Origin of the sequence: Collinsella sp. AM43-1 (assembly GCF_003467925.1) — a bacterium.
GTDB lineage: Bacteria > Actinomycetota > Coriobacteriia > Coriobacteriales > Coriobacteriaceae > Collinsella.
This window is the reverse complement of sequence record NZ_QSFR01000010.1, coordinates 60,515-78,227: the sequence shown is the minus strand read 5'-3', so window position 1 is coordinate 78,227 and position 17,713 is coordinate 60,515. Positions and strand designations below refer to the sequence as shown.

Here is a 17,713-nt window from a genome sequence, read left to right as displayed (position 1 = left end):
GGCGCCCGCGTAAGGGGCGCCTGATGGATTGTATGCCGCCGGACCATGCTGCGTGCACCGGATGGCCGTATTTGTTTGTTGCTCCTTTCATCGGGCTTTTTGCTGATGTTAAAGCGGTGTCGTGACGGCTCGATTTCTGCTGCGTTACGATACGTTCTCGATTGCGATTCCACGATGTTTCGGTCGCGTGACCATTGTGTTTCGTCTTGCCGGGGCGCTGATGGCGAAAGGAGGGGCCGTGCAATACCGCGTTGACCCCAAAAGTGGTAACCGAATATCTGCTCTGGGTCTGGGCTGCATGAGATTTCCCGGTGCGCCGGGACACCCCGATGCGAAGACGGCCGATGCCATCATTTCCCGTGCGGTGGAACAGGGGATTAATTATCTGGATACTGCGTATCTTTATCCCGGTAACGAGGTGTGCGTGGGCGCCTCACTTGAGCGCTTGGGGCTGCGTGACCGGGTGTTGCTGGCGACTAAGTTGCCGCACGCTTCGTGCAAATGTGCGGAGGATTTCGACCGCTTTTTTGACGAGCAACTGCACCGTTTGCGGACCGACCATATCGACTACTACCTTATGCACAACATTACCTCGCCCGCCCAGTGGGAGCGCGTGGTGGCGTTGGGCATCGAGGACTGGATTGCGCACCAAAAGGCTGCGGGGCGTATTCGCCAGATAGGTTTTTCGTATCACGGCAGTGCGGCGGACTTCCTGACGATGCTCGACGCGTATGACTGGGATTTTTGCCAGATCCAGTACAACTACGCTGGAGAGCGCTACCAAGCGGGAACGGCGGGACTCATGGCGGCTGCGGAGCGCGGGCTCGCGGTGTTTGTGATGGAGCCGCTGCTGGGCGGGCGTTTAGCGGGCAAGTTGCCGCCGCGGGCCCGCGCTGTGCTCGATGGCGCCCCTGACCCGCATTTGCGCACTCCTGCCGCCTGGGGCCTTTCGTGGGTGTGGAACCATCCTCAAGTCACGATGCTGCTTTCGGGCATGACCGATACCGCGCAGGTGGACGAGAACGCGGCATTGGCGGATCGCGCACTGCCGAATTCGATGACGACAGAGCAGCTCGATACCATCGCGCGTGTGCTGGGAGAGTTTGAGAAATCGAATCGCGTGCCCTGTACGGGCTGCGGCTACTGCATGCCGTGTCCCAAAGGCATCAATATCCCTGGGTGTTTCGCCGCCTACAACGCAAGCTATGCGCACAGCTGGTTTACGGGCCTGTCGCAGTATTTTACGGCGAGCGCGGTGCGGACGAGTGAGCCCAAGTTGGTGAGCAATTGCGTCAAATGCGGCAAATGCGCACGTCACTGCCCGCAGCACATCGATATTCCTGAGCGTCTCGACGATGTGCGCCGACGTTTCCAGCCTGGCCCCGTAACGGCCGCGCTTAAAGCCTTTTGCAAAACGCGTTCCTGATGCCCCTTTTATAAGTTGCGGTGGAATAGTTCCTGTTTGCGGCAGAATAGGGCATCGACAGGAACTATTTCACCGCAACTGATGAGGGGGAGCTGGAGATGCTGACGATTGGGTGTCATCTTTCGACGACGAAGGGCTATCGGGCGATGGGGGAGACGGCGCTATCCATTGGCGCCAACACCTTTGCATTCTTCACGCGCAACCCGCGCGGCGGCAAGGCGAAAGATCTTGACATGGATGACGTGGCGGCCCTGCGCGAGCTTATGGAGAAAAACGACTTTGGCCCGCTTGTGGCTCATGCCCCCTATACCTACAACCCCTGTTCTGCCAAAGAGCGGGCACGCGAGTTTGCCTTGGAGGCAATGGCCGAGGACTTGCAGCGTCTGGAAGCGCTGCCCGGCAACTACTACAACTTCCACCCCGGCGCGCATGTGGGGCAGGGGACTGATGCCGGCATTCAGATGATCGTCGACACCTTGTGTCAGGTGATGTTTGAGGGGCAGCAGACGACGGTGCTGCTCGAGACCATGGCGGGAAAGGGTACCGAGGTGGGCCGTAGCTTTGAAGAGCTGGCGCGCATTATCGAGGGTGCTGCCGCCAGGCGTCCAGAGCTATCGGACAAGCTGGGCGTGTGTCTGGACACCTGCCATGTGAGCGATGCCGGCTACGACATCATCCATGATCTGGACGGCGTACTCGACGAGTTCGACCGCGTGGTGGGTATCGACCGCTTGCGTGCCGTACACATCAACGATTCGAAGAACCCCAGTGGTGCCCATAAAGATCGTCACGAGTGCATCGGCAAGGGCTACCTTGGCAGCGAGGAGTTTGGCGGCGGTATGCAGGTTATGCAGAATATTGTATCGAATGGCCGCTTGCGCGCATTGCCATTCATTTTGGAGACACCGAACGAACTTGCAGGTTATGCGGCTGAAATCAAACTGTTAAGGTCATTGCAGCAGTAATGACTGTCATAAAGTGGAGTGTTCCATTCACGTTATGGGTTTGTTTCAATCAGTTTTCTAATTGCGGATTCTTCCAAACGAGCGCATAATATCCAACAGTTTTTGCAGACCTCTGAATCAAACGGGGTCACCGGAAGGAGACTGATTATGAAGCTGAAGAAGCTTGGCGCATTTGCCGCCACGGGCGCCATGGCACTCGCCCTCGCACTGACGGGCTGCGGCTCGTCCAACGCCACCTCTGGTTCTGATGCCGGTTCCAGCAGCTCTGACGACGCTAAGGTCGAGAAGGTCGACGGCTCCAAGGAGTACGCGCTCGTCAAGGACGGTACGCTGACCGTCGGCACCTCTGCCGAGTACGCTCCGTTTGAGTACAAGGATGACAACGGCGATTATCAGGGCTTTGACCTTGAGCTTATCAAGGCTATCGGCGACAAGCTGGGCCTGGATGTCGAGTACGTCAACAATGACTTTGACACGCTGGTTCCGGGTGTCGCTTCGGGCGCCAAGTATGACGTTTCCATCGCGGCTATCACCGACACGCCCGAGCGTGAGAAGGAAGTCACTTTCTCCGATTCCTACTACATGGACGATCAGGCTATCGTGACCAAGGTCGATAACACCGACATCACGGCCGACAACTACAGCGAGAAGCTCAACAACGCCGACGCTACCATCATCGTCCAGTCTGGATCGACCGCCGAGGCCTTTGCTCAGGAAAACTTCCCCAAGGCTAAGATCGTTCCCTACAAGGACGCCACCGAGTGCTTCAGCGCCCTGCAGTCCGATAAGGGCGATGCCGTAGTCACCAACCGCTCCGTTGCCAGCCAGCTGACCGCCGAGCAGTTCAACACCTGCCAGACCATCAAGCAGGTCAGCACCGGCGAGGAGTACGCCATCGCCATCAACCAGGGCAACACCAAGCTCAAGGACGACATCAACCAGGCCATCAAGGACCTGACCGACGACGGTACCGTTGACGCCCTCATGGCTAAGTACAACATCAAGTAAATTAATGCTTGATTGCGCGCGGGCCCTTTCCGTTTTGCGGAGAGGGCCTTTGCGCCTCTCTTGACGGAGAGCGTTTCCGTCTCGTTTTGTCGGCAACTTCTACGATAGGAGCCACCTTGTCTCGACTGAACAAAGGGGCCACGGAGCAGCGTTTTTCACTGCCCGCCTTGCTCCAAAAGCTAGCCTGCGTCATGGCCGTGGCGCTCGCGCTGGTGTGCGCGGGGGCATATGCGCCCACGACCGCCCAGGCGCTTGAGACCGCAAAGATTACTGCCCGACCCAACACCGGTTCGGGCAGCGCTGTGGTCGGCGGCACCGAGACGCGCATTACCTGGGAAGTTCAGGCCGATGCCGACGAGGAGCTGAGCGGTCTATCGCTGACGTTTGTCGACGGCACGACGTTTGGTACCGATGACACGCGATTGACGATGCTCTCGGGCGAGGACCTCATGGACCGTACGCCCATGAAGCCTACGTGCAAGGTCGACGGCCAGACGCTCAAGATCGATTTTGGCGAGACGGCTCCGGCCGGCGGCTATTTCCGTGTCGAGGTCTACGGCGTGACCTTCCCCGTCGAGGGCGGCGACGAGGCTTTTAGCGGCACCTACACGTTGGCTGACGGTTCAACCAAGAAGATCTCCAAGATTCCTTCCGTCGAGATTAAGGGCGTGACGGCATTCGATAACTTCCTGGCCGACCTTAAGGAGCAGCCGTGGGTCGAGGCATGGAATTCCAACATGTTCCTTCGCCTGTTCCTGAACCCGGTCATTTTGGTTCAGAGCCTGCCGATCGTATTCAAAGGCTTCCTCATGTCGCTCTCGATCGTGCTCGTGGCATTTCCGTTGGCCATTCCCTTTGGCTTTGCCTTGTCACTCATGCGCATCTCCAAGTCGCGCATCCTGCGTTGCCTTGCCGGCATCTATGTGAATATCATCCGCGGTACGCCGGCGTTCCTGCAGATCTACATCGCGTTCTTTGGCCTGCCGCTGGCCGGCGTCAAGGTTGACGATTATGTGCTGGGCGTCATCGTCATGGCCATGAACTCGTCCGCCTACCTGTGCGAGATCTTCCGTGCCGGTATTCAGTCGATCCCCAAGGGCCAAAACGAGGCCGCGCGCTCGCTGGGCATGAATGCCTTCCAGACACTGCTCTACGTGATGATTCCGCAGACGTTCCGCAATGTCCTGCCTACGCTGACCAGTGAGTTCATCCTGCTTTACAAGGATACGTCGCTGCTCGCGGCCGTGGGCGTGGTCGAGATCGTCATGAACGCCCGTACCATCGTGGCCACGACGGGTTCCATTACGCCGTATGTGGTTGCCGCCCTGTTCTACCTGGTCATCACCCTGCCGCTTGCTCGCTTGGTGAGCGGTCTTGAGGCGAGGCTTCTGGGGACGGCCGAAACCAAGAAGAAGCGTCCCGCCAAGAGCGCTGGACAGGTCGTCGCGACGCCCGCCGACCACATCGCCGGTCTGTAAGGAGGTCCTATCATGAGCGAAACCAATAACTCGAACGAGGTCGTCGTCAGCATCAAGAACCTCCAGAAGGCCTTCGGCGATAACGTGGTCCTGCGCGATATCGATCTGGATGTGCACAAGGGCGAGGTCGTCGTAGTCCTGGGTCCTTCGGGCTCGGGCAAGTCGACGATGCTTCGCTGCATCAATCGTCTGGAGCATCCCACGAGCGGCTCGATCGTCGTTGAGGGCGTGGACGTTTGCGCCAAGGGCGTCGACCTTAACAAGGTACGTACGCATCTGGGTATGGTGTTCCAGCAGTTCAATTTGTTCCCGCACCTGTCAGTCAAAAAGAACGTCATGCTCGCACAGCAAAAGGTACTCAAGCGCAGCAAGGAAGAGGCCGAGAAAATCGCTATCGAGGAGCTGACCAAGGTCGGTCTTGCCGAGCGCATCGACTTTATGCCGAGCCAGCTCTCGGGTGGCCAGCAGCAGCGCGTTGCCATCGCCCGCGCCCTGTCGATGAACCCTCACGTCATGCTCTTTGACGAGGCCACTTCGGCACTCGACCCCGAGCTGGTTCGCGACGTTCTTGGCGTTATGCGCGATCTTGCACGTGACGGTATGACCATGATCGTCGTGACGCATGAGATGGGCTTTGCCCGCGACGTCGCCGACCGCGTCGTCTTTATGGACGGCGGCGTTATCGTGGAAGAGGGTACGCCGAGCGAGGTCTTCGACCACCCCAAGAGCGAGCGCACCAAGGCGTTCTTGGGAAATATCTCGTAGCCGCTTTATATGACTGACATAACAGAAAACGGGAGCCGGATGTGATCCGGCTCCCGTTTTTGTTGGGATGCGAATGTGTTTTGGTGCAGAGCGCGTTATGGGCGGAGCTCATTGCCGCTAGGCGAGCTCGGCTCCAAGGGCGCGGCAGGCCGCCTCGCCCTCATCGTCGGGAGCGTCGTAGCAGATGACGGAATCGACGACGTTGACACCTGCCTCGTCGGCGTCGGCCTTCCAGTTGTCCATCCACTCGCCCTCGGCCCACGAATAGGAGCCAAAGAGGACGACCTTCTTGTCACCGAGGGTTTCCTTGACTTCGTCCCACATCGGCTGGAACTCATCGTACTCGAGTTCCTCGGAGCCCATGGCGGGGCAGCCGAAGGCAAAGGCGTCGTAGTCGGCGGCCTTATCTGCGGAGAAGTCGGCGCAGGAGATGACCTCTGCCTCGGTGCCGGCATCGGTTGCACCTTCGGCAACGAAGTTTGCCATGGCCTCGGTGTTGCCTGTACCACTCCAGTAGACGACTGCGATCTTGCTCATATGTTTTCCTTTCGGTTGTGCGGTGTGCGGCCGCGTTTTGTATGCTCTATCGGGTTGCCTGGACAAGTTGTCCCAGGGTGCAGCCCTGTTGATAGATGTACGTAAGGTATTGCGTGCATGCGCGATAGGAATCGAAGGTCGTGAGCGCCTGCTCAACGTTTGTGTATACCTTCCATGCGCCAAAGACCTTATAGTTTTCGCCGTGCTGGACGATAAACTGATGGACATCTTCGTAGGGATAGCCCAAAAAATAGCCAATTTCGTGGGGGAACTCGCACATGCACCCCGTATCGCAGTGCCTATTTCGCGCGAGTGCGCAGACGCTGCTGTCATAGGCGCTTTCTGCGGCATTGCTGCTTGCCAGCGTGATGCGCGCGGCGAGATGCACCAGGGATGCGGGCAGGTTGTGGACATCGTAACCTTCGGCGGTAAGCGCCGTCGTGGCGCGGGGGTCGGAGAGGTATCGCATGAGGTCCGCAGGGCGGTACACATAGATGAGCGCTCCGCAGGGGCGCCAGACCAAAACGCTCATATGGATCCCGAGTGGCTGGAGCTCGCGGTTGCATTGGGCAATGACCGCGAGCAGGCGAGAGCGTCGCTCTTCGATATGGGCGGCGCCGGGTTTTCCGCCTTGGTTGGCGTAAACGCCGGGATAGGTAAAGAGCGAGGCCGGCTTGATACCTGCGAGCGTAGGGGAGCAGTTGCGCACGACAGCCGTTTGGTATGTTGGGATGTCAATGGTTCGAGTCACGATGCTCCTTTCGGGTCCTCAGTTGTTAGCCTAGGAAAACTTATACACGAAAGTAAGCCAAGGTCAACAAAAAAGTTTGAAGCGGGAAACTAATTGACCGAACCGACACGAGTTTGGAGTAAGATGGGAACACCCCATGGGGGTATAGGTATAAGAGTTTGGAGAAAGGGGATCGCATGGAAGACTTGCTAAACCCTGCAAATATCATCGTGCTTGCCGCGATTGTCGTCGGCATGTTCTTTGGCCTGCGGCGTATTGTCGCTTCGACACACGGAAAGAGCTGCTGCAGCGATGGCACGAGCGGTAAGAAGGCCAAGAAGGTAGTGGTTGCGGATACCGATCCGTCCCACTACCCCTATAGCGATGAGCTGCTCATCGGCGGCATGAGCTGCGATGGCTGCGCTCAGAATGTGGCCAATGCCCTCAATGCGCTGAATGGTGTGTGGGCAACGGTAACGTACGCGGACCACACGGCGCGCGTGCGTTCGAAGCGTCCGATTGACCGCGAGGCACTCGAGACGGCGGTGAGAGGTGCGGGCTATTTCGTTATGAAAATGTAGATGCCGCCCTCTCCAATGGGTACCGGCCTCCTCCCCATTGGGGCTATCGACGTCCTAAAATTTGCGCAAAAAACAACTCGCGGATGTGGAGAAAGTGGAGTTTGGTGACGGTTCGCGCGGAATTCGTGACCAATCGAGCATTCGCTATCCCATAAGAAAAATTACAGGTGTAAATTTATATGCTGATTATTGCTGTGCCCAGATTGCAATTAAACGTGGACAGAGATGATGAATGCTAAAACTGGGCTTAAGGACAGGGGAGGCTATAGCCTTATGAGACGAGTGGGAACACTTGGCTTGGTGGCAGCGCTTGCCGCTATCTTGGTATCGCCGCTGCCGGCGCACGCCGAAGACGCTTCGGGTGCCGTTACCTACAATGCGGGAAATGGGTATTCCTTTGAGAAGCTCTCGCATCCTACGGTAGGAACGTCGCAGCCGGATGGCATCGTCGACTACCAGGGTGACGGTGCCGTTGCCGTTCCGGGCGCCGATGGTAACACGGCCAACAATGAAGGCGATCGCGGCCAGAGCTACACTTGGGCGGCTGCGAGCTATGGTGACTGGCTTTATGTGGGCACCTGCTATGCGGCGATGGGCAACACGCTGACGCTCATGAACGGCGTGCTGGGCGATTCCTTTGATGCCGAGACCATGCGCCTGACGCTGGAGGCCATGTTTAACGGCACCTTCTTCTATGGACAGCAGAAGGAGGACGGCACGGCCGACAAGGACAGCGGCGGCATCCTGGTCAAGATTAATACCAAGACCGGTGAGACCAAGCTGCTGCTCTCTGAATCGCTCAACGGCGTCGGTCCTTTGTTCCGCAATGCCGTGAGCTATAAGGGTAAGCTCTATTTCTGCGGCAGCGTCAGGACCAATGGCGGCAAAAGCGGCCTGCCTGCTGTATATGAGATCGATCCTAAGACGGATGAGTACAAAGTTGTCTATCAGGGCCTTTCGAGCATGCAGGATTACGGTGCTGCCTACAAGCAGGGCATTTCTACCGGTATCCGCGGCATGTGTGTCCATGATGGCCAGCTCGTCATCAGTAATGTGGGTAAAGACGCGGCCGGTAACTTTGTGTCGACAATCCTGACGTCGTCTGACCCGTCGAAGGGCCAGGACAGCTTCACCGAGATTGCCAACTCGGGCACGCTGTTTGGCTATCCGGCGATTCGCTATCAGGACAGCATCTACGGCGGCGCCATTTGGGATATGGTCTCGTACAATGGCCATCTCTATGCGACCATCTGCACCGGTACGCCCGAGAACGCTCCCGATGATAATTCCATGCAGTCGTTCGCCATGGTCCGTGGCGACAAGAACGCCGACGGCAGCTATTCGTGGACTCCCATTGTTGGCGATCAGGAGACGGACGGTGCAAAGTACTGCTTTGGCATCGATCCTGCCCGTACCCGTTCTGGCGCTGCTAACCTCATCGTCTACAACGACTACCTCTATATCGGTGAATACAACGACGAGGAGATTGCTCTCGAGCGCATCCTGTTCAACAAATCCAACACCGAAGAGGGCGGCAAGAACAGCATGGGTGGCGTTGACTGCTCGTTTGTGAATGCCAATCTTGAGCAGTCGGTCAACATCTATCGCATGGACAAGGACGAGAACATGGAGCTCGTCGTTGGCGATCGCACCGACATGTTCCCCGAGGGCGGTATTTCCGGCCTGACTTCGGGCTTTGGCCGAAACGAGAACCAGTACATTTGGCGCATGCAGAAGTTCGACGGCAAGCTGTATATCGGTACCTTTGATACCGCGAGCCTGCTTGAGCCGATCGGCCAGTTCTCCAATGGCGACATTATCGATATGACGCCCGAGGAGTGGGACTCTCAGGTTCAGCGCCTTAGGGACCTGCTCAATCACCTGCTCGACAAGAAATCACCTGACGACCCCATCGTTCCCGTGAACACGCTTGCGGACGATGATTCAAACGAGGCCGTCGAGGTCGATGATTCGAACGAAGCTGCCGATGTCGATGACGAGAAGACTGAGGTTGCTAAGGGCTTTGGCGACCTGAGCGATGCGCTGGAGGATGCCACGGGCGATCTTTGCGATCAGGCCGCGACGATGTCCCAGGACTTTGAGGACGACGCCGCTTATGTCCAGAAGATCGATGGCGAGATCGCGTACTTCAAGTCCTTTGCCGACCAGTATCAGGACATGCTCGATAGCTATGAGAACCTGAAGCAGCAGTACGAGGATGCCTATGGCACCGAGCTGCCGAGCGATATTCAGGATGCGCTCGATAAGCTGCTGAGCGAGGATAACCTCAAGAAGCTGCAGAGCGTGCTTACGTGCATGTGTTACCTTCGCGATGCCGAGCGTGGCTTTGATATGTATGTGACCGAGGACGGCGTGAACTTTACGACGCTGACGACCAATGGCTTTAACGATCCGTATAACCATGGTCTGCGCACCTTTGCGGTGACCAACCAGGGTCTGTGCCTCGGTACCGCCAACCCGTTCAATGGCTGCCAGGTTTGGATCCAGCGCAAGGAGAATTCTGAGAATCCGATTGATCCCGGTACTCCGGATCCGACGGAGCCCACGGATCCCTCGCAGCCGGGTGGCGGCGATCAACCTGGTGGCAGCCAGACGGGCGGCAACGACCAGTCGAGCAGCACCACGACCACCGTCACGACGACCGCTAAGAAGACTCCGAAGGACGGCTCGCTGCCTCACGCTGGCGACTCGACCCTCACGCTGGTCTTGGGATTGCTGGTTGCAGCTGCCGCAGTACTTGGCATTGCTCTCGTCTTGCGTAAGCGTTCTCGTCGCTAGGCTCGACCACGCAGCTCGATGCCTTGGATATCGTCGAAGTTGATGGCGATATCCCTGAGTTTGAGCAGCTTGAATGCGGGTAATACTTCGTCGAGAATGCCCGTGCGGCTGCGATAGCCGTATGTATCGTAATAGGTGACACGAACCAAGTCGCCACGTTTGAGACCCTCGAGCTTTTTAGAAAGTACGAGGGCTTTTTCTTCCGTGAGCTCACGTTTTGACTCGACGGTGATTTCCTGCTTGCGCACGAGTTCGTAGTATCCCGTGAGGGCGGCAAAGGGCATAAACTGTGCGGCGCGGTTGGCGCGCACGGCACCGTTGGCAGTGAGGTTGGGGTCGGCGGCGCGGCGTCTGCCCTCGGGGTCCGCCAGGCGCTCGAAGGCGGTCGGCGGGCGCACGGGCTGCTGCTTGGGTTTAGGCACGATGTCCTCCAACTTGGCCGTTGCGTTCGCGCGCGGTGGCGCCGGCGGTAAAGCTTAATCCCTTGACGAGCGCGTTCTTGCCGTACTTGCCTTTCACGGCCAGGACGGCGCGCGCCAGGTCGCGCTCGCGCTCATCGGCCTCGATATCGCTGAACAGATCGATGGTGGCAAATTCCTCGGGCACAAGATTGCCAAATCCCAGGTTGATGCGCTTGACCGGTCGTTTGGGATCGACCGTTTGTGCCCAAAGGTCATCGAAATACCCCATGATTTTCTTAAACGAATTAGTGCGCTCGGGCAGCTTTCGCGAGGCGTTGGAGTGCGCAAAGAGTGCGGCATAGCCACCACGCGGTTTGCCGCCATGCTCTCCCACAAAGATGCCATCGATTGCCTGCGCTTCGCGCACCAGGCGACGCCTTTCGTCATCGCGCTGGACGGGCTTGGGAGCACGGGGCGCGAGCTCGGGGCCGTCGGTCGCTGCGGGCTCGATGCCCGAGGTGCTCGAGCGCAAGTGTCCGCAGCCGTCTATATACTGCGCCGTGCCGCTGGCGTTGAGCCGGCGTATGTCGGCGCGCTCGCTCGCGTAGCCCACAAAGAGCGAGATACTGTCGCAGACCACGTGCTTATCGACTAGATCCAACACGGCGTTGTCGACCATTTCGCGCAAGACGGTGTAGGCCTGCTCGTAGGCATAGCCCTTCGAGAGCACCTGTCCTGTGGTGGTCGAAGTTGCTTGCGGGCGATAGGCTTGGATATCGGCGATGGTTGTCGGCTCGCGCCCGAAGGCATGGTCGATGAGATATTCGGCATTGACGCCGAGCTCGTCGTAAAGCAGGTTTTCGTCGAGCGCCGCGACGCCCATCAGATCGTAGACGCCGTATTTCTCGAGGCGGGCTGCCACGCCGGGACCGATGCCCCAGATATCGGTGATGGGACGATGGGGCCAGATCTCCTTGCGAAAGGTCTCGTCGTCGAGTATGCCGATGCGGCTGGGTACGTGCTTGGCGGTAATGTCGAGCGCTACCTTGGCCTGGAATAGGTTGGGGCCGATGCCGACCGTCGCCGTGATGCCGGTGCGCGCGAGGACCTCGTCGCGCAGCGTGCAGGCGAACCCTTCCGCATCTGTGTGATAGAGGTCCAGATAGGGCGTCACGTCGATAAAGCACTCATCGATGGAGTAGACGTGCACGTCCTGGGGGCTGACGTATTCCAGATAGATACCGTAGATTTTCGCCGACACCTCCATGTAATGCTGCATGCGCGGTACGGCCGTGATGTAGTCGATGCCATCGGGAATTTCGAACAGACGGCAGCGATTGTGTATCCCGAGGTCCTTCATGGCCTGTGTGATGGCGAGGCAGATGGTCGTGCGCCCGCGCGATTCGTCGGCAACGACCAGGTTGGTGGTGAGCGGATCGAGCCCACGGTCGACGCACTCGACGCTGGCATAAAACGTCTTGAGGTCGATGCAGATATAGGTGTGCTGCTCGTGCGCCATCCGTGTCCTTTCATCAAACACATGTTCTTATCGAATACCTGTTCGATAATACCCGCTCGTCCGGACATCGTCAAAACCTGTCAAAAAGGGACTGGTTTGTTTTGGTCGGTCATGAATCGGGTTTTAACGCAGCTCTAAAGAGTGCGAAACAGCTCGGAAAACCTCGCTTCGTAGCATGAGGCTAACGATTGATACCACCATAAAGCACGGAAGGGTTGTGGGGATAATGGTCAACTATGGGTTTGGTATGCCGACGCGCTTGGTTGCGGATGGGGATGTGGCTCGCTGGTGCGGGCGATTGGTTGCCCACTATGGCGGCACCAAGGCACTGGTCGTGCTGGGAGGCGACAAGCACACGCGTGATGAGCTCGTTTCGGCGGCGCTGGGCTCGGTTGATCGCGCCCTGCTCGAGCGCGTGCTTTTCCGCTGCGGCTCGGTTGAAGGCGACGGAGGAGACGAGCTGATCGACGAAGCCGTGGCCCTGGCGACCGACGAAGGCGTGGACTTTGTCTTGGCGATTGGCGATGCCGATACTGCCGGCTTTGCGCGCGAGCTCGCCCGTCGCATGGCGGCGCTCGATGTCGGCGAAGACGGTTTTGTCCCTTATGGATGTATCGTCTCGGCGGGCAAGGTGCCTGCCGTCGTGGGGGCCGGCGAGGTTCCCGTTTTTGCCATCATCGCGCCCGAACTGCTGGAGGGCATCGGGTCTCCTCTGCGTGAGTTGCTCGGTAGCGTCTGCGCTGCGGCCTAATATTTGGCATAAAGGGATAGGTTATTTTTGATTGGTAAAGCGTTTGACCTGCCAAATTAAACCTGTCCCTTTTTGGTCGGTTGCCGTTTGGGGGCCGATTGGCAACGCTCGCTGATTATAGTCTTGACCTGCGCTAGAATAGTGGCATCTGAATGTCCGGGCGCATGGAGGCGTGCGCCCGTATGCTGAGGAGGACTCTATGGCAACTGTTGCCGCACCTATCGATGCTACGTCGACTGCCGCTTGGAAGGCGCTCGAGGCCCATCAGGAGAAGCTCGAGGCCGAGGGTATCGACCTCAAGGCCTGGTTCGCCGCCGATGCCGAGCGCGTGAACAAGCTGAGCTTTGACGCCGGTGACCTGCACTTCGACCTGTCCAAGAACCTGGTGACTGATGAGACCGTCAAGCTGCTGTGCGATCTTGCCCGCGAGGTGAAGCTCGAGGAGCGCCGCGACGCCATGTTCTCCGGCGAGCACATCAACACCACCGAGGACCGCGCCGTCCTGCACACCGCGCTGCGCCGCCCGGCAAGCGAGAAGGGCCAGCTCATCGTCGACGGCCAGGACGTCGTCGCCGACGTGCACGAGGTTCTCGACCGCATGTATGCCTTCGCCGAGCGCGTGCGCTCCGGTGAGTGGAAGGGTGTTACCGGCAAAAAGATCGAGCACCTGGTGTCCATCGGCATCGGCGGCTCCGATCTGGGCCCGGTCATGGCCTGCGAGGCCCTGCGTCCCTACGCCGACGCCGGTATTGACTGCCGCTACATCTCCAACATCGACCCCAACGATCAGGCAGAGAAGCTCAAGGGCCTCGATCCCGAGACCACGCTCGTGATTATCGTCTCCAAGACTTTCACCACGCTCGAGACCCTCACCAACGCTCGTGAGGTCAAGACCTGGATGCTCGAGCAGCTCAAGGCTCAGGGTGCCATCGACGGCTCCGATGAGCAGAACGCCGAGGCCGTGGCCAAGCACTTTGTCGCCGTTTCCACCGCACTCGAGAAGGTCGAGGCCTTCGGCATCGACCCCGCCAACGCTTTTGGTTTCTGGAACTGGGTCGGCGGCCGCTACTCTGTCGACTCCGCCGTGGGCCTGTCGCTGATCGTCGTGCTCGGCCCCGAGCGCTTCCAGCAGTTCCTTGAGGGCTTCCACGCCATCGACGAGTACTTCTGCAACACCCCGCTCGAGAACAACGCCGTCGCGCTGATGGGCCTGCTCAACGTCTGGTACGTCAACTTCTTCGGTTCCAAGAGCCACGCCGTGCTGCCGTACTGCCAGTATCTGCACCGCTTCCCGGCCTACCTGCAACAGCTCACCATGGAGTCCAACGGCAAGCACGTCCGCTGGGACGGCAGCGCTGTGACCTCCGATACCGGTGAGATCTTCTGGGGCGAGCCCGGTACCAACGGTCAGCACGCCTTCTACCAGCTGCTGCACCAGGGCACCGTGGTGGTCCCGGCCGACTTTATCGCTTTCGCCAACACTGCCAACCCCGCAACCGACAGCGGCCAGGACGTCCACGAGCTGTTCCTGGGCAACTTCCTGGCCCAGACCAAGGCGCTCGCCTTTGGTAAGACGGCCGACGAGGTTCGTGCCGAGGGCACGCCCGAGCGGATCGTCCCGGCCCGCTGCTTTGAGGGCAACCGTCCGACGACCTCGATCTTCGGCGACACGCTGACCCCGTTCGCACTCGGCGAGCTCATCGCCCTGTACGAGCACATCACGTTTGTCGAGGGCACGGTCTGGGGCATCGACTCCTACGACCAGTGGGGCGTCGAGCTGGGCAAGCAGCTTGCCAAGCAGATCACCCCGGCCTTCCACGACGACGCCGCCAAGGCCGAGCAGGACGCTTCGACCCAGGCGCTCATCGAGTTCTATCGCGCTCATCGCAAGTAGTCTTTACGGCTGAGTTGGCTTATGGCTGAAAGGGGCCCGTATCCGTTGGGATACGGGCCCCTTGCTATTTGGATAGGATGGAATGTATCGGGAGGCGCCTCGACGGGCATCGCAATCGTCGAAGGCGCGCCGTTCATGTTTGGGACAATATGACATTTTTCCCGTTGCAAACAGCGCCGCCGTGGGTGTTCTGTATGATGGCTCAGACAAGGTTGTTCAATGACAGGGAGGCATATATGGCAATCAAAGCCATCGCAATGGATATCGACGGTACGCTCACCAACGATCAAAAGGTCATCAGCCCGCGTACGCGCGAGAAGCTGCTCGCGACGCAGGAGTCGGGCATTAAGCTCATCTTGGCTTCGGGCCGTCCCGCATGGGGGTTGCACGCCTTGGCGCAGGAGCTCGACCTTCAAAACCATGACGGTCTGCTAGTTGCCTTTAATGGCGCGCATGTGGTCGACGCTCAGACCGATGAGGTCCTTTTTGACCAGGCCATGCCGGCTGACGAGCTGCACCGTCTGATTGATCATCTGCGCAATTTCGACGTGATCCCTATGATTTCGCTCGGTCGCGATTTGCACGTCGAGGACTCGTACCATTGCATGATCACGCTGCCTGACGGCTTGCAGAAGAATATCGTCAAGTATGAGCGCGATGCGTGCGATCTTAAGATTCGCGAGGTCGAGAGCTTGCATGAGGTCGTGGACACTTATCCCGTGGACAAGCTGCTGACGGCGGGTGATCCGACCTACCTGCAGGCGCATTACGAGGAGATGTATGCGCCCTTTACCCAGACGCTTTCGGGCATGTTTACGGCCGACTGGTACTTTGAGTACACGGCGCCCGGTATCGATAAGGCCCGTGCGCTCGAGGGTGCCCTGCCCAAGCTCGGCATCGATGCCAGTGAGGTCGTATCGTTTGGCGACGGCCAGAACGACAAGTCCATGATTGAGTGGGCCGGCACCGGTGTTGCCATGGGCAACGCCGTCGATGAGGTTAAGGCCGTGGCCCAGATGGTGACCGCCAACAACAACGAAGACGGTATCGCGGTAGCACTTGACCAACTGCTGGGTTAGAATCGCCGATAGTGTATGGTTCGGGCGTCCGCTTGCGGGCGCCCTTTTGTTAGGGAGGGTGCCGTGTCTGCATTTCCGTTCGACGCCGTTATCTTTGACATGGATGGCGTCATCGTCGATACCGAGTATTACTACCTGGGGGAGACCGCCGCGTTTGCCAAGGAGCTTGGGCTGAATCTAACCCAAGAGGAGCTAAACGGGCAGGTTGGCACCTCACATCAGTTCTTCCTGCATATGCTGGTCGATTGGTTTGAGCGCGCCGGTAGGGGGCATTTCACTGGCGAGGAAGCGTTGGCCCGTTGGGACGAGTGGGCGCATAAGCGCCCGCGCGACTATCAGGCTTTGATCAACCCGGGTGCCGTTGATACGATTCGAGAGCTGCCGCGCCGCGGCGTCCGTGTGGCGCTGGCGAGTTCGTCTCCCATGGTCAGCATCGAAGAGGTGCTCCATGCATGCGGACTGTCGGACGCCTTTGAGTACGTGGTGAGCGGCGAGCAGTTTAAGGAGAGTAAGCCCGAGCCCGACATCTACCTGCATGCGCTGGATCTGTTGGGGCTGCCTGCGGACCGTTGCTGCTGCGTTGAGGATTCGGTGCCTGGTATCACTGCCGGCAAACGCGCGGGGTTAACGGTGATTGCCAAGCGCGAGGAGCGGTTTGGCTTTAGCCAGGATGCCGCGGACAAGATCATCGACCAGCTGCCGGAACTGCTTGAGCTTTCTTAGGGGGTCTGTTGGAGGCTCTTTAGGGGTTCGTGGACAAAAAATGCCAAATATGAGTACTGTCACTAATTTAGTAACAGGGAAATTATGCTTTTAAGGCCCTGGTTGAGCGCCTGGGGGCGATTATAACCTGTTAAATATGGCTTTAGCCATGCTAAAACGCCTTGATAATGAACAGCTGTACATTATCAAGGCGTTCTTTTGTCACAATATAATGCTACTAGCTTTGCAGCAGTACTCATATTTGGCGTTTTTTGCCCACCGGGGTCAGTTGAAGTCAAATATGGAGTGCGAATTTCCTAAAACGGTTGATTCGACGCTCTCCTCGGCGCAGTTTTTAAGTTCGGCGATGTGCAGGGAGGCGCTTTTTAGCGATGTGATGAGCTGTCGCGCGCTTGCATCTGCTTGCGGTTCGGCTGGAGCGTCGGTTTCGAGCAGCAGACGGTCGAGTGGGATCTGTCGGGCGTATTCACGACCGCGCTTGGTAGCGAGCATCCGCTCGTTCACGGAAAAATAGCAGCCTGCGTTTCGCGCACGGTCGAACTCGTTCGAGGTGCCGCTAAACCAGTGGAAGATGATGGCGGGGGAGTTGGGGCTTGGGGTGAGTAATCCATATGACTCAAGGGCGTCCAGTACGGTTCCTGCCGAACGAACAGCGTGAATTGATATCACGCGCCCGGCAAGAGGATAGTGCACGAGTGCATTACAGAGCTGGTCGAGCGCCTGTGTTTGTAGCGGCTCGCTTCCGGCACAGCGCGCGGAAAAGTCGAGTCCGACCTCGCCGATAAAGCGCTCTTGTGCGGCGACCTTGCAAAGCAGATTGATTTCGGCGGCACCGCATCGTCCGTCGGCGAGCCACCAGGGATGGAGGCCGATGCCGGCAAAGATGTTTGAACGGCTACGGGCGCGCTTGTTGGCGCTTGCGAAGTCGCGCGGATCGACGCCGCAGTCAAAGAGACCCATGCCCAGCGCCGTCGCCTCGTCGGCAACGGCGTCCGGGCGAGCCATTAAATCGAGATGGCAGTGCGCGTCAAATAACTGCGGTGTCATTGCGGCACAT

The 17,713-nt window shown here is 58.5% G+C and carries 16 protein-coding genes; 11 read left to right on the top strand and 5 right to left on the bottom strand.

Features of this window, described 5'->3' with window-relative positions; genetic code table 11:
• Positions 1-238 precede the first annotated feature (238 nt).
• The 5 genes from DW925_RS06430 (at position 239) to DW925_RS06410 (ending at position 5,642) form a co-directional block, all read left to right on the top strand.
• Positions 239-1,426, top strand: a complete 1,188-nt coding sequence (locus DW925_RS06430; protein WP_117583893.1) for an aldo/keto reductase — start codon at positions 239-241, stop codon at positions 1,424-1,426.
• Positions 1,427-1,524: 98 nt separating this feature from the next.
• Positions 1,525-2,391 (top strand): deoxyribonuclease IV, encoded by an 867-nt coding sequence (locus DW925_RS06425; RefSeq protein ID WP_117716548.1) that lies wholly within the window; start codon positions 1,525-1,527, stop codon positions 2,389-2,391.
• Between the two features lie 147 nt (positions 2,392-2,538).
• Complete coding sequence (locus tag DW925_RS06420) at positions 2,539-3,399, top strand: ABC transporter substrate-binding protein (RefSeq protein ID WP_117629739.1); 861 nt, start codon at positions 2,539-2,541, stop codon at positions 3,397-3,399.
• Positions 3,400-3,515: 116 nt separating this feature from the next.
• Positions 3,516-4,877, top strand: a complete 1,362-nt coding sequence (locus tag DW925_RS06415) for an ABC transporter permease subunit (protein ID WP_233505693.1) — start codon at positions 3,516-3,518, stop codon at positions 4,875-4,877.
• Positions 4,878-4,889: 12 nt separating this feature from the next.
• On the top strand, positions 4,890-5,642 hold the full coding sequence (locus tag DW925_RS06410; RefSeq protein ID WP_117629740.1) for an amino acid ABC transporter ATP-binding protein: 753 nt from the start codon (positions 4,890-4,892) through the stop codon (positions 5,640-5,642).
• 117 nt (positions 5,643-5,759) lie between these two features.
• Here the strand turns inward: DW925_RS06410 and DW925_RS06405 are convergent, their stop codons facing one another.
• Together DW925_RS06405 and DW925_RS06400 are read right to left on the bottom strand one after the other, a co-directional pair.
• On the bottom strand, positions 5,760-6,179 hold the full coding sequence (locus DW925_RS06405; RefSeq protein WP_117629741.1) for a flavodoxin: 420 nt from the start codon (positions 6,177-6,179) through the stop codon (positions 5,760-5,762).
• A gap of 46 nt (positions 6,180-6,225) precedes the next feature.
• A complete protein-coding gene (locus DW925_RS06400) occupies positions 6,226-6,930 on the bottom strand; it encodes a DUF3793 family protein (RefSeq protein ID WP_158551283.1) in 705 nt (234 codons plus the stop codon).
• Positions 6,931-7,106: 176 nt separating this feature from the next.
• Here DW925_RS06400 and DW925_RS06395 point away from each other — a divergent pair, with 176 nt between their 5' ends.
• Together DW925_RS06395 and DW925_RS06390 are read left to right on the top strand one after the other, a co-directional pair.
• Positions 7,107-7,490, top strand: a complete 384-nt coding sequence (locus DW925_RS06395; RefSeq protein ID WP_117629743.1) for a heavy-metal-associated domain-containing protein — start codon at positions 7,107-7,109, stop codon at positions 7,488-7,490.
• Positions 7,491-7,763: 273 nt separating this feature from the next.
• The gene (locus DW925_RS06390) at positions 7,764-10,289 is read left to right on the top strand and encodes a hypothetical protein (protein WP_147329354.1); all 2,526 of its coding nucleotides are present in this window, start codon (positions 7,764-7,766) and stop codon (positions 10,287-10,289) included.
• Here the strand turns inward: DW925_RS06390 and DW925_RS06385 are convergent.
• Complete coding sequence (locus DW925_RS06385; RefSeq protein WP_233540248.1) at positions 10,286-10,711, bottom strand: hypothetical protein; 426 nt, start codon at positions 10,709-10,711, stop codon at positions 10,286-10,288. The genes DW925_RS06390 and DW925_RS06385 overlap by 4 nt on opposite strands.
• The gene (locus DW925_RS06380) at positions 10,704-12,209 is read right to left on the bottom strand and encodes a DNA repair protein (RefSeq protein ID WP_117790651.1); all 1,506 of its coding nucleotides are present in this window, start codon (positions 12,207-12,209) and stop codon (positions 10,704-10,706) included. Before DW925_RS06380 ends, DW925_RS06385 begins: the two co-directional genes overlap by 8 nt.
• 226 nt (positions 12,210-12,435) lie before the next feature.
• On the opposite strand from DW925_RS06380, the gene DW925_RS06375 reads away from it, so the two are divergent.
• From DW925_RS06375 to DW925_RS06360, 4 genes are all read left to right on the top strand, one after another.
• Positions 12,436-12,960: an iron-containing alcohol dehydrogenase gene (locus DW925_RS06375; RefSeq protein ID WP_158565753.1), complete on the top strand. Its 525-nt coding sequence runs from the start codon at positions 12,436-12,438 to the stop codon at positions 12,958-12,960.
• Positions 12,961-13,159: 199 nt separating this feature from the next.
• Positions 13,160-14,854, top strand: a complete 1,695-nt coding sequence (gene pgi / locus DW925_RS06370) for a glucose-6-phosphate isomerase (RefSeq protein WP_117790649.1) — start codon at positions 13,160-13,162, stop codon at positions 14,852-14,854.
• A 236-nt stretch (positions 14,855-15,090) separates the two neighbouring features.
• On the top strand, positions 15,091-15,933 hold the full coding sequence (locus DW925_RS06365) for a Cof-type HAD-IIB family hydrolase (protein WP_117583901.1): 843 nt from the start codon (positions 15,091-15,093) through the stop codon (positions 15,931-15,933).
• Between the two features lie 63 nt (positions 15,934-15,996).
• The gene (locus tag DW925_RS06360; protein ID WP_338134623.1) at positions 15,997-16,656 is read left to right on the top strand and encodes an HAD family phosphatase; all 660 of its coding nucleotides are present in this window, start codon (positions 15,997-15,999) and stop codon (positions 16,654-16,656) included.
• 264 nt (positions 16,657-16,920) lie between these two features.
• Here DW925_RS06360 and DW925_RS06355 read toward each other — a convergent pair whose 3' ends face one another.
• Positions 16,921-17,703: a TatD family hydrolase gene (locus tag DW925_RS06355; RefSeq protein WP_117583903.1), complete on the bottom strand. Its 783-nt coding sequence runs from the start codon at positions 17,701-17,703 to the stop codon at positions 16,921-16,923.
• Between the last annotated feature and the right edge of the window lie 10 nt (positions 17,704-17,713).